Source organism: Parasedimentitalea huanghaiensis (genome assembly GCF_009753675.1).
In the GTDB taxonomy this organism is placed as follows: domain Bacteria; phylum Pseudomonadota; class Alphaproteobacteria; order Rhodobacterales; family Rhodobacteraceae; genus Parasedimentitalea; species Parasedimentitalea huanghaiensis.
The window spans coordinates 410040-422599 of sequence record NZ_WQLV01000001.1 but is presented as its reverse complement, the minus strand read 5'-3'; the positions used below and the strand labels follow the sequence as shown (position 1 = coordinate 422599).

12 protein-coding genes are annotated in these 12560 nt (G+C 51.2%); 7 read left to right on the top strand and 5 right to left on the bottom strand.

What is annotated here, in order from left to right:
* Position 1: 1 nt before the first annotated feature.
* The 3 genes from GO984_RS01905 to GO984_RS01895 form a co-directional block, all read right to left on the bottom strand.
* Positions 2 to 835 carry an ABC transporter ATP-binding protein gene (locus GO984_RS01905; protein ID WP_157020878.1) on the bottom strand — a complete coding sequence of 278 codons (834 nt, stop codon included), beginning with the start codon at positions 833 to 835 and terminating at the stop codon, positions 2 to 4.
* Complete coding sequence (locus GO984_RS01900) at positions 832 to 1620, bottom strand: ABC transporter ATP-binding protein (protein ID WP_138165024.1); 789 nt, start codon at positions 1618 to 1620, stop codon at positions 832 to 834. Before GO984_RS01900 ends, GO984_RS01905 begins: the two co-directional genes overlap by 4 nt.
* 94 nt (positions 1621 to 1714) lie before the next feature.
* The gene (locus GO984_RS01895; protein WP_157020877.1) at positions 1715 to 2908 is read right to left on the bottom strand and encodes an ABC transporter substrate-binding protein; all 1194 of its coding nucleotides are present in this window, start codon (positions 2906 to 2908) and stop codon (positions 1715 to 1717) included.
* Between the two features lie 173 nt (positions 2909 to 3081).
* Between GO984_RS01895 and GO984_RS01890 the strand changes: the two genes are divergently transcribed.
* Positions 3082 to 4179: a PQQ-dependent sugar dehydrogenase gene (locus GO984_RS01890; protein ID WP_157020876.1), complete on the top strand. Its 1098-nt coding sequence runs from the start codon at positions 3082 to 3084 to the stop codon at positions 4177 to 4179.
* Positions 4180 to 4252: 73 nt separating this feature from the next.
* Here GO984_RS01890 and GO984_RS01885 read toward each other — a convergent pair whose 3' ends face one another.
* The gene (locus GO984_RS01885) at positions 4253 to 5251 is read right to left on the bottom strand and encodes a GlxA family transcriptional regulator (protein WP_157020875.1); all 999 of its coding nucleotides are present in this window, start codon (positions 5249 to 5251) and stop codon (positions 4253 to 4255) included.
* 180 nt (positions 5252 to 5431) lie between these two features.
* On the opposite strand from GO984_RS01885, the gene GO984_RS01880 reads away from it, so the two are divergent.
* A complete protein-coding gene (locus GO984_RS01880) occupies positions 5432 to 6802 on the top strand; it encodes a class II 3-deoxy-7-phosphoheptulonate synthase (protein ID WP_157020874.1) in 1371 nt (456 codons plus the stop codon).
* 194 nt (positions 6803 to 6996) lie between these two features.
* Here GO984_RS01880 and GO984_RS01875 read toward each other — a convergent pair whose 3' ends face one another.
* Positions 6997 to 7806, bottom strand: a complete 810-nt coding sequence (locus tag GO984_RS01875) for a PAS domain-containing protein (RefSeq protein ID WP_157020873.1) — start codon at positions 7804 to 7806, stop codon at positions 6997 to 6999.
* Positions 7807 to 8074: 268 nt separating this feature from the next.
* On the opposite strand from GO984_RS01875, the gene GO984_RS01870 reads away from it, so the two are divergent.
* The 5 genes from GO984_RS01870 (at position 8075) to GO984_RS01850 (ending at position 12486) form a co-directional block, all read left to right on the top strand.
* Entirely contained in the window at positions 8075 to 8971 is an 897-nt protein-coding gene (locus tag GO984_RS01870; RefSeq protein WP_157020872.1) for a YicC/YloC family endoribonuclease, read from the top strand.
* A 15-nt stretch (positions 8972 to 8986) separates the two neighbouring features.
* Positions 8987 to 9628, top strand: a complete 642-nt coding sequence (gene gmk, locus GO984_RS01865) for a guanylate kinase (RefSeq protein WP_157020871.1) — start codon at positions 8987 to 8989, stop codon at positions 9626 to 9628.
* Positions 9625 to 10146: a gamma carbonic anhydrase family protein gene (locus GO984_RS01860; RefSeq protein WP_157020870.1), complete on the top strand. Its 522-nt coding sequence runs from the start codon at positions 9625 to 9627 to the stop codon at positions 10144 to 10146. The genes gmk and GO984_RS01860 overlap by 4 nt, the downstream gene beginning before the upstream one ends.
* 3 nt (positions 10147 to 10149) lie before the next feature.
* Positions 10150 to 11331, top strand: a complete 1182-nt coding sequence (locus tag GO984_RS01855; RefSeq protein ID WP_157020869.1) for a trans-sulfuration enzyme family protein — start codon at positions 10150 to 10152, stop codon at positions 11329 to 11331.
* 102 nt (positions 11332 to 11433) lie between these two features.
* Entirely contained in the window at positions 11434 to 12486 is a 1053-nt protein-coding gene (locus GO984_RS01850; protein WP_157020868.1) for an ATP-binding protein, read from the top strand.
* The last annotated feature ends 74 nt before the right edge of the window (positions 12487 to 12560 follow it).

Below are 12560 nucleotides of genomic sequence, written 5' to 3'. Positions count from 1 at the left end.
ATCAGCCTCCCAAAAACGATTTGCGGACTTCGGGATCAGCCAAAAGTTCCTTGCCGGTGCCAGTATAAGCATTACGCCCTTGAACCAGAACATATCCTTTGTCTGCAATTTCAAGTGCTTGCCGGGCGTTTTGCTCTACCATTAGAATCGGGATTCCTGTACGGGCAACTTCGATAATTCGGTCAAACAGTTCGTCCATCACAATCGGCGACACGCCGGCTGTAGGCTCATCCAGCATCAGCACCTTGGGCTGCGTCATCAACGCGCGACCTACCGCAACCTGTTGGCGTTGACCGCCAGACAGCTCTCCGGCTGCTTGATTGCGCTTGTCCTTAAGGATGGGGAACAGGTGATAGATCTGCTCCATTGTATTGCTGATGTCATCGGTGCGGATAAACGCACCCATCTCCAGGTTTTCTTCAACCGTTAGAGAGGTGAAAATGTTGCTGGTTTGCGGTACAAAGCCCATGCCTTTGACCACCCGGTCTTGTGGGCTGAGGTTTGTGATGTCCTCACCGTCCAACAGCACCTTGCCCGAGCGCACATTCAGCATTCCAAAGACGGCTTTCATCGCGGTGGATTTGCCGGCGCCATTTGGCCCTACGATCACTGCAATTTCGCCTGGGTTCACTGCAATTGTACACTCATGCAGAATATCCGGGCCCTTGCCGTATCCACCGGTCATGGTGTCGCCAACCAAAAACGGGCTGTCACCGATAACGGGTTTGACCTCGCCGCTGTGCTTTAATCCGGGTTCCATAGTGCTCCGGCCCGACGTGCTGGTGATCGATGCGTCCTTGTTGCCGCGATCGTTTTGGTATGGATTGCCGCTCATGCTCCGGCCTCCAGTTTGTCTTTGTTTTTCAAACCTGTACCCAAGTAAGCTTCGATAACCTGTTCGTTGGCCTTGATCTCGTCCAGTGTACCCTGCGCCAAGACTTTACCCTCGGCCATACAGATCACCGGATCACACAAGCGACCAATGAATTCCATGTCGTGTTCAATCACGACAAAGGTATATCCGCGCTCTTCATTCAGGCGTTTGATAGCATCAGCGATGGTATAAAGCAGTGTACGGTTCACACCGGCTCCAACTTCGTCCAAGAACACAATCTTGGCGTCGACCATCATTGTCCGGCCCAGTTCCAGTAGCTTTTTTTGCCCGCCTGAGATCTGTCCGGCCTTGAGATCGGAGATGTGTTCAATGGTAAGGAATTCCATTACCTCATCTGCCTTAGCCCTTAGCGCGCGCTCTTCATCCGCAATTCGTTTGCGACCAAACCAAGTGTTCCACAAGGTCTCACCGGATTGCCCACCAGGTACCATCATAAGGTTTTCCCGACAGGTCATTGATGAAAACTCATGCGCGATCTGAAACGTTCTCAACAACCCTTTGTGAAACAATGTATGTGGCGGCAAACCGGTGATGTCCTCACCGTCCATTTTCACCCGCCCGGAGGTTGGTGGAAGAACGCCTGCGATTACATTGAAAAGAGTGGTTTTTCCGGCACCGTTTGGTCCAATTAGGCCAGTAATAGATCCCTTGGCAATTTCCAGTGTAGCACCGTCAACTGCGTGGAATCCTCCGAAATGCTTGTGTACGTCTTCGACGACGATCATTTCACTATTCCCCCAAACTGCTTTTTCGCAGCCCATATGTTGGAACAGCCCGGGTTGAACCCGGGCTGATCTTTACTAAACAATCCTTAGAGGATTAGCGGAACTGCACAGTTTTGTTAGCGCCGTCTGTGACTTCGATCTCACGGTAGGAACCAGCACTTTCACCGGGTCCGATCAGCTCAACAGCGGAGGCACCAACATAGTCGATGTCTGTGCCAGCTTTCAGCAATTCTAGTGCTTTACCTAGTTCACCCGGATAGATTTTCTCACCCGGAGCATTGGCAACGTCCATGATCTTGGTGCCGTAGTCGGCTGGATCTTTGGAGTTCGCGGCCTGCATTGCCAACATCACCAGTGCAGCTGCATCGTAGGATTCTGGCGAATAAGGCGAAGATCCGTCAAAACCAGCTTCCTCAGCCATAGCAAAGTAAGCTTCCGCACCTTGGCCACCGGAACCGGCAATTTGACCAAACGAACCGTTCAGGTCAGCACCAACGTTAGCTGGCAGCGAGTCTCCGATCATGCCACCTGGCAGGCCGAACTTGTCGAATGCACCACTATCGAGCGAAGACTGAATGATTCCCAGACCGCCTTGATCGAGGTAACCGGCAACGACAAGGATATCACCACCAGCTGAGGCCAGTGCGCCAACTTCAGCAGAGTAATCGCCTTTGCCATCTTCGTGTGCTGCGGAAATGGTAACTTCACCCCCCACTGCTTCAAACGAAGTCTTGATGGCGTCGGCCAAACCTTTGCCATAGTCGTTGTTGGTATAGGTCAGGGCGATGGACTTGACACCACGATCGGTCAGGACTTCGGCCATAACTTGACCTTCGCGCGCATCTGACGGAGCTGTCCGGAAGAACAAACCGTTGTCTTCCATGGTCGACAGACCAGGCGAAGTCGCGGATGGTGAGATCATGACCATACCGTTAGGGATTGCAACGTTCTGTAGGATCGCACCGGTTACACCGGAACAGTCGCCGCCAATGATGCCGCTGACGCCATCAGCCAGCATTTTTTCAGCATTAGCAGTGGAAAGGCCATTGTCAATGCAGCCAGTGTCGGCGCGCATGGGGGTTACGGTTGCAGTGTCCAGCAGCATGCCAGACTTTGTTACTTCTGCCATTGCCAATTCGGCACCAGCGCCCATGGACGGAGCCAAGGATTCAATTGGTCCAGTAAAACCAAACAGAATTCCCAGTTTGACTTCTTTGGCGTGGCCGCCTGCAAAGGCCGTACCAGCGGTTAGTGCAACAGCAGCGGTGGCCATCAGCAATTTTTTCATTAGAAAACTCCCATTGTTGGAACATAACTGTTCATCTTTGACCCTAGGCAAGGGCGGTTGAAAAGAAAAGTGCTATCAAACCGGTTCCTGTTTCGGGCCATCGCTGCCACTTCTTGGGGGTGGTCAGCTGTGTTGGATCCAATATACTTAAAGCATCCTGAAAGGAAGGAAAAATGACAAAGATCATTCTTCTAGTTATCTTTCTACTATCCATTGCAAGCGCCCATGCAGATACAATGGACAGCAGCCAAGGCCAGCTGAAATTGGAAAGAATGGCCTCTGGGTTTGATGTCCCCTGGGCTATCGATTTTCTGCCTAACGGAGCCGCATTGGTGACAGAACGCGCAGGTCGCCTAAATTATGTGCTTGGGCAGAATAAGTTTCGTATCAAAGGCGTACCCCGAGTAGTAGCGCGGGGGCAGGGTGGCCTACTGGATGTCCTTGTGCCAGGTGATTTCCATCAAAGTCGGCAACTATTTCTGACCTTTTCGAAATCGCAAGGGAATGGTTCCGGGACAGCATTGGCCGTGGCAGCGTTGAGCAATGATTTCAAACGCCTGACTAATCTTCGTGTGATATTTGAGGCCAGCCCGAGTTCCTCCACATCTCGACACTATGGGGCTCGTGTAATCGAATCGACCGATGGAACGTTGTTCTTGACCTTGGGCGAACGCGGTGAGCGAGACAGCGCACAGGATTTATCACGGCACCAAGGGTCAGTTATACATTTGAACCGAAATGGGGGAACCCCAGCCAGCAACCCTTTTGTTACGCGTCGTGATTCACAGCCGCAGATTTGGTCATATGGACATCGAAACCCACAAGGGATGGCATTTGACCGGCGCGGAAGACTATGGGTTGTTGAACATGGTGCCAAAGGCGGTGACGAAATAAATTTGATCCGGAAAGGAGCCAACTATGGCTGGCCGATAATCTCATACGGACGGCACTATTCTGGAGCTAAAATTGGCGAAGGCACATCAAAACCCGGTATGCAACAACCGGTCTGGTACTGGGATCCATCTATAGCGCCGTCTGGCATGATGATCTATTCTGGAAAGCTCTGGCCTAGTTGGCGTGGCCATTTTTTCGTCGGATCGCTGAAACTTGACTTTCTTTCGCGTTTGTCAGGCGAGAGCCTTACAGAAAAGGAGCGGTTGAAGGGGGCAGCAACAGGTCGGATCCGGGAAATCGCAGAAGCCCCGGATGGAAGTATCTGGTTTGCATCAGAAAATGACGGAGCAATCTATCGGCTTACGCCAGCGAACTAGAAAACGTGAACGAACCCGACCTTCTGTGGTTATTCTAAGAACCCAATGCAACCGATAGCCATTACCGCGTTCCTCAAGGCTTGGAGGCGAGGCTCCCCCGTTCGCGGTACGGTGTGGTATCATAGTGGGCGCGGTAGCATTTTGAGAAATGTGAAGGTGAGGCAAACCCACAAGCTAGTGCGACGTTGATCACGCTCATATCGGTTTGCATCAACAGGTTACGTGCTTTTTGCAATCTCAATTCCATATAATAACGTTTGGGAGAGCGGTTCAGATAGCGGCGGAACAAGCGCTCCAGTTGACGGGTCGACATTCCGACATCACGCGCCAAGATTGACGGGCTGATCGGTTCTTCGATATTGGCTTCCATCATCTGAATTACTGTCGACAACTTCGGATGACGAACGCCAATCCGTGTTGGTACGGAAAGCCGTTGAGTATCTTGATCCGTTCGAATCGACGAATAGATCAGCTGGTCTGCCACGGCATTCGCAAGATCTTCGCCATGATCATTGGCGATCAATTTTAGCAGCAGATCGATAGAAGAAGTGCCGCCCGCAGTGGTCATCCTGTTTCCATCGATTACAAACACTGATTTGGTTAGCTCAATTTCATCAAACTCTTCAATAAAGCTATCAGCGTTTTCCCAGTGAATGGTTGCCTTTTTGCCGTCCAGCAACCCAGCTCGGGCCAGAACATATGCGGCAGTGCATAGTCCCCCAACCTTCAGACCTTTGCGAGCCTCACGGCGCAGCCAGCCCAATAGCTTTTTGGTTGTTGCCGACTGCACTTGAACACCCGAACACAATAGAACGACATCATCACGCTGTAAGTCACCCAGATCAGCATCAAGCTGAAACGAAGTGCCCGCCGAACAAGTTACGCCTTCGCCGCCTTCACCGATCAAAGTCCAGCTATACAGATCCTTGTTCCCCATCCGGTTAGAAATCCGTAGGCATTCGAGGGCGGAGGCGAACGATAACATTGTAAAATTGTTCATTAAAACAAAGACAAACCGACGAGGTTTGTCCTGGATGCCGTCGATTTCGACAAGCTCTTTTTGCTCGTGCATGGCGCGTTAGTCCTCAAAACCTGGGGTCGCCTGAGGGAGATATTCCGGGGCGTTATTGAGAGCGTGATCACAGCTTACAAGCGGCGTCAAGTAGTCTCAATTCGGAACTGGTCACAGGCCTTGCACTTTTGTATAGAGAGGCCTCAAGTAAATGAAGACCTTTGATGCGGAGACAAAGCTATGAGTAAGTGGCAAAAATCGAACTGGCGTGCGAAACCGCGGGTTCAAATGCCCGACTATACCAACGCTGATGCCCTTGCGGGTGTCGAGGCGCAGCTTTCTAATTATCCACCCTTGGTCTTTGCCGGTGAAGCGCGACGCCTGAAGCAACATCTTGCAGCCGCCGCTCGCGGCGAAGCCTTTTTGTTGCAAGGTGGAGATTGTGCGGAAAGTTTTGAACAGTTCAGCGCTAACAATATCCGTGACACCTTCAAGGTGATGCTGCAGATGGCGATGGTCTTGACCTATGGCGCTAAGGTGCCTGTCATCAAGTTGGGGCGTATGGCTGGGCAGTTTGCCAAGCCGCGTAGTGCTGCGACCGAGGTGATCGATGGTGTGGAGCTGCCCAGCTACCGCGGAGATATCATCAATGAGCTGGCCTTCACTCCGGAAAGCAGAATCCCAAATCCAAACAAGATGTTGCAAGCCTACACTCAGGCCTCCGCAACTCTAAACCTTCTGCGTGCGTTCTCAACCGGTGGTTACGCCGACGTAAACCAGGTGCATGCCTGGACACTGGGCTTTACTGAAACTGAAAAAGTCGACAAATACCGAGAAATGGCTGCACGTATTACCGATACGCTAGACTTCATGAAAGCGGCAGGTGTTACTCAAGAAACTGCACATACTTTGCAGTCTGTCGAGTTCTATACCAGCCATGAAGGCTTGCTGTTGGAGTATGAAGAGGCGCTTACCGTACTGGATTCAACTTCTGGCAAATGGTTGGCTGGTTCGGGGCATATGATTTGGATTGGCGATCGTACTCGCCAGCCTGATGGTGCACACGTCGAATTCTGTCGTGGTGTGTTGAACCCCATCGGTCTGAAATGCGGTCCAACGACATCAGCAGAAGACCTTAAGGTTCTGATGTCAAAGCTTAATCCAGAGAACGAAGAAGGTAAGTTGACACTGATTGCACGGTTTGGCGCTGGCAAAGTTGCAGAACACCTTCCACGCCTAGTCAAAGCGGTGCAGGAAGAGGGTGCAAATGTAACATGGGTTTGTGATCCAATGCATGGCAATACCGTCAAGTCGTCGTCAGGCTACAAAACACGACCCTTTGATAGCGTTCTAAAGGAAGTTCGTGACTTCTTCGCTGTGCACAGTGCCGAAGGAACTGTACCGGGTGGCGTGCATTTCGAGATGACTGGCCAGGACGTAACAGAATGTACCGGCGGAGTGCGGGCAGTAACGGATGAAGATCTAAGTGCTCGTTACCATACGGCATGCGATCCGCGTCTGAATGCCAGTCAGTCTCTGGAACTAGCATTCTTGGTTGCCGAAGAACTGTCAGCACTGCGTACTGAACGTACTGCGCGTCAGGCTGGTTAACTTTTTCTTGAGATAGAGCACACCGATGCCCGGCGATTTTGCCGGGCATTTTTTTGCGTCTTTCGGTTTGTGAATTCTGAGTAAAAGACGTTCGAACAAAATAAAACGCCCTGGGTTTCTCCACAGGGCGCATCTTAACCAAAGCCGAAAATAACGGCTTGCACTCATTAACTTCTCAACAAATCTATTTTGGATCAATCCCGGCTGACAACTAGGCGAAGGTGGGATGAACGACTAGGCTTTGTTTTTTCTGTCGGCTTTCCTATTTCGCTTAAGCTCTTACGTGCCTCATCCATAGATTGACGGCTGGCTTCAACGAGTGCGCGTGCCTCATCCATTACTGATGGCTCATCACTAAACTTAGCCTGGGTTTCAGCAAAACCTGCATTGACCTCATTTGGAGACTTTGACGCAGGTGACATTTTGGGCTTCAACAATGGTGTGACTGGGCGGAGTTCTGTAGCAGTGACGTTAAATCGCTGCGAAGTCTTCATCGAGTTGCCCTCGGATACAAATACGCCCAATGCGCGGCTCACGTCACCCAGATCACTGCGAAGTGGCATCAATAACATGCGAGCTTCTTGGGAAGGGCGGTTGCGGGTGGCCTCTGTCTGGAGTGATAGTTCGACAACTGCAGGCGCATCAAACATATGCTCTAACGCTGCGCTGACTTGTTTGCGCGCTGTTGGAGTGAAAAATGCAGTGAGAGGCATGCCACGCACTTCCATACCTGCCATTTCGTTCAGCTTTTGGCCGGCCAAGCGGAACCGTGCGATTCCAGGTGCTATGCGCTCCAAGATAAATGTTTGGCTTAAGATGTTTTCAAGCCCGCGCGGATCAATCTGCGAGCGTTTTGGAACATCTTCGCCCTGTCGTAGAGCGGTCCAATATGCTTCGGCCTGACGGATTGGTGAAAGGGAGCTGCCATCACGGAACCGATCCATCGATATCACCTTGTCTTGACCCGAGTTATGCTCGGAACCTTTGCGGCTACCAAAAAACATGTCCTATCCCTCCATTCGCGTCCGATTGTCATTCCCGCTTCATTCGGAGCAAACTTGCTCGTAATGATTAATACCGGAATGGTTACTCTGGAGTTAAGATGACACAATCTAGTTCAATTTTGGACTAAATGTTTAAACAATGGTTAATATCCTGTCAGCCAATGCGTTAACCATAAAGGTTGCCAGACACAGCCTTCCGCCCCTGTACAGCAGTCAGCCATGGCCTTAGGTGCTGTACTTAAATCTACCCTTGTAAGGAGTCCGCCGTATGCCCCTGCGATCAATGACTGGTTTTGCTTCTTCCCAGGGAAACCTGGGGGCTCATAGTTGGAGTTGGGAAATTCGCTCCGTTAACGCCAAGGGGCTGGACCTTCGTCTGAGAGTACCCGACTGGCTGGAGGGTTTGGAGACACAACTGCGATCTCAACTCTCTAAAGCTTTGGAAAGGGGGAATGTTTCTTTAGCATTGCGCGTTTCACGCACTGAAGATGGCGGTAGTCAGCTTGAAGTGAATACCGCGGTTCTAGAATCGATACTCAAGGCGGTGGGGGTTGTTGAAGCAGCTGCTTTGTCTGCCGATGTTACACTTACTCCTGCAAATCCTGCGGATCTTTTAGCTTTGCGTGGCGTCTTAGAACATTCAGTCAGTAGTGACGATCCTTCGCCGCTTGTTAAAGAGTTGACTAAGGAGTTCGAAAGCCTTGTGTCCGAATTCGTTCAAATGCGTGACGCAGAAGGCGCTGCATTAGAAGAAGTATTAACCAAACAATTGGCTCAGGTTGAGCAGTTGACGACCCTAGCAGCAGAGCGTGCAGAGGCTCGCAAGCCATTGGTTGCTGCTGCTCTAAAGGCAAATCTGGCTAAAGTTATAGACAATAGCGAATGGGCTGACCCGGCGCGGGTGGCTCAGGAATTGGCGGTCTTGGCAGTAAAGGCGGACGTCACTGAAGAAATAGACCGTATTGGTGCCCACGTGGCGGCTGCACGTGAATTGCTGTGCAAAGGTGGTGCGGTTGGGCGAAAATTGGATTTTCTGATGCAAGAGTTCAATCGAGAGGCAAATACACTTTGCTCTAAGGCGCAAAATAGCGAATTGACGGCCGCCGGATTGGAGCTGAAGGCGGTGATAGACCAGATGCGTGAACAAGTTCAAAACATAGAGTAGCAAGGAGAGCACGCCATGGCAGATCGGCGCGGCCTATTAATAATCCTGTCTTCACCGTCTGGTGCGGGTAAATCCACCTTGGCTCGCAGACTGATGGACTGGGATCCCAGCTTGAAATTTTCGGTGTCCGCCACGACCCGTCAGCCGCGACCCGGAGAAGAGCATGGGCGCGAGTATTTCTTTCTTGACGAGAGAGAGTTTAAACAGCAAGCCATTGACGGCGAAATGCTTGAGCATGCTCACGTTTTTGGCAACTTCTATGGATCGCCCGCTGGACCGGTGAGGAAGACAATTGATTCCGGTCAAGATGTCTTGTTCGACGTCGATTGGCAGGGTGAAATTCAGATCCGAAATTCAGACCTTGGCAAACATGCCCTTTCGATCTTTATTTTACCTCCCTCAATCCGTGAGTTGCGCCGTCGCCTAGAAACCCGGGCGCAAGACAGCGAAGACGTTATTGGCAAACGTATGCTGAAAAGCTGGGATGAGATCAGTCACTGGGGGTACTACGATTATGTGCTGATCAATGATGATCTGGATGAAACCGAGGAAAGGTTGAAAACAATCGTTCAAGCTGAACGCATGCGTCGTATTCAACAACCATCGCTTACCCAGCATGTAAGAGTTCTGCAAACTGAATTCGAGGACCAGCAATGACTCTCTATTCACTAGGAGAACACCGTCCCGAAATTCATGATGACACGTGGATTGCCCCAGATGCAAATCTGGTAGGACAGGTTGTGGTCGAGCAGGGGGGCTCGGTCTGGTTCGGCTGCACAATTCGAGCTGACCATGAAGAGATCAGGGTTGGTCAGGGTTCAAATGTTCAGGAAAACTGTGTCATGCACATCGACGCGGGCTTCCCACTTACCATCGGCCGAAATTGTACTATTGGCCATAAAGTGATGCTGCACGGATGCACCATCGGAGACAATACCTTGATCGGCATGGGAGCAATTGTGCTGAATGGTGCCACGATTGGGAAAAACTGTCTGATCGGTGCCAGCGCATTGATTACTGAGAACAAAGTCATACCCGACAATTCATTGGTTATGGGCTCTCCGGGGAAAGTTGTCCGCGACGTTGACGCGGCAACAGTGGAGCGATTATACCAGAGCGCCCTGCATTATCAGGACAATATGCGGCACTTCCGCGACAAGCTGAAAGAGATCTAACTAATGCGTAATTCCAAGGGTTCCCTGATGCGCCCCGATCCGCTCCCATATAGTGCCAGTCGACCGGTGGTGACGCCGCTTAGCCCATCCGTGGTCTATGCCAGCGATACTCCGGACGCATTGGATGACCAGTACGAGGGCAGGGTGCATGGCTATACCTACTCGCGCGAAGGTCACCCCAATGCTGATGTGGTGGCTAAACGGCTGGACGCAATGGAAGGCGTTTCCGGTGGCGTCGTGACAAGTTCGGGCATGGCGGCGGTTTCAACGGTTCTTATAGGATTGCTTAAGGCCGGGGACCACGTGATTGGCGCCAACCAGCTTTATGGTCGCTCTTTACGGCTTATGGCTGAAGATCTCCCGCGGTTAGGCATCGCAACCACACTTGCAGATCCCTCAGATGTGAAGGCTATCGAAGGGGCAATTCGTCCTGAAACGAAGATGATTCTGGTTGAAGTTGTCTCAAATCCGACACTCGCAGTTGCCGATATCACTGGGCTGGCTAAACTTTGTGCTGATAGCAATATTCTGTTGGTGGTTGACAATACCTTCACGACACCCCGCGGATTCAGACCCTTTGAGCACGGCGCTGATATCGTCATTCATTCGATTACCAAACTTTTGGCAGGACATTCGGACGTAATGTTAGGCTATGCGGTGGCCCGGGATCCGGCGATTAATGACCGTATGCGCGTGTTTTGCGTTACAACTGGAATGACCCCAAGCCCGTTTGATTGCTGGTTGGCTGAACGGGGCATGTTGTCATTCGAACTTCGCTTTGACAGGGCCCAGGAAACAGCAGCACTGCTAGCAGATCATCTTGCAGAAATGCCCGGTATCAAACGTGTTATCTATCCAATGCGCGTTGACCACCCAGATGCCGATCGAGCTTCTGAATTGTTGGGCTCTTCGGGGTGCAACATGGTCAGTTTTGAGCTGTCAGGGGGACGCGCAGCGGCCAATATCTTTACCCGAGAGGCAGAAGGATTAAACTTTGCACCGACGCTGGGCGATGTTGGCACGACCTTATCTCATCCTGCATCTTCGTCGCATAGGGCTCTTAGCGCCGATGATCGTACTGCCCTTGGGTTAAGTGAAGGGTTCTTTCGGGTGTCTGTAGGGTTAGAAGAACCTGACGCCCTGTTGCAGGTCTTTGCCAACGCGGTACGGACTGCCACGTCTTAGTTACAATTGGCGGATACAAAGTCAGTTGAACAGATTCGAATGGTGGCAAGATTGTGAACACTACTCTTGCCACTTCGTGATTGGAATATCGGTGGCAACTTAATGACCCAGCAGCTAATAAACGGTTTTTTGTCTGCCATGCCGTTGCCGGCTGTGTTGGTCGATCAGCAAGAACGTATAGTCGGCACCAATACTGAAAGTTGCTCATTACTGGGACAACAAATACTGGGCCGTCATTTTGCCACCATTCTTCGGCAGCCTGCGGTAATAGATGCCGTTGAATCTTGTCTGAACGACCAGCAGCCACGCCTTACCCGCCATCAATCGAACGAAGGCACTCAAGACACCACCTACGACGTAACATTACGGTTTGTGCCAAGCATTGGTGCAGATGACAAAGGCGCAGTGTTGCTATGTTTTTCGGATGTTACCGAGGTAGAACACGCCAGCCAGATGCGCCGGGATTTTGTAGCAAATGTCAGCCACGAATTACGAACCCCTTTGACGGCGCTGATGGGGTTCATAGAAACCCTACGCGGCGCGGCCAAAGATGATTCAAATGCTCGTGATCGGTTTCTATCAATCATGGAAGGTGAAGCCAGCCGGATGAACAGATTGGTGGGCGACTTACTTTCACTTAACCGCGTTGAAAGTCAGGAACGAGTTCGCCCCAAAATGCAGGTGGATCTTATCTCCCTACTGTCTTCGACATTGATTTCTCTGGAACCACTTTCCAAATCCGGCGGAGTTGAGTTGATACTTGAAACGGACGAAACGCCGGCTCAACTGATAGGTGACCCTGACCAGTTGCAACAGGTTTTCACCAACCTTGTGGAAAACGCAATCAAGTATGGTGGCACTCGGGTACTGGTTAAGCTGACTAATTTACAGCGCGACCCTGGTTTGAGAAGCAGTGCCGCACAGGTGCAGGTGATTGATAACGGACCCGGCATTGCACCTCACCACTTGCCTCGCCTGACCGAAAGATTCTATCGCGCCGATAGCCACCGATCACGTGAGCTGGGTGGTACAGGCCTAGGGTTGGCAATTGTTAAACATATCACCAACCGACACCGGGGTAGGTTTCGGGTGGAAAGCAAACTGGAACAGGGAAGCACATTCACTGTTGTTCTCCCGCTTTGCCCCGAAAAATAATTAGTTGAGTGTGCCGTGGCCAATAACCTTTTGGCAGTAAAAGAGATTCACTTCGTATCTTGGTTCACCTTTCT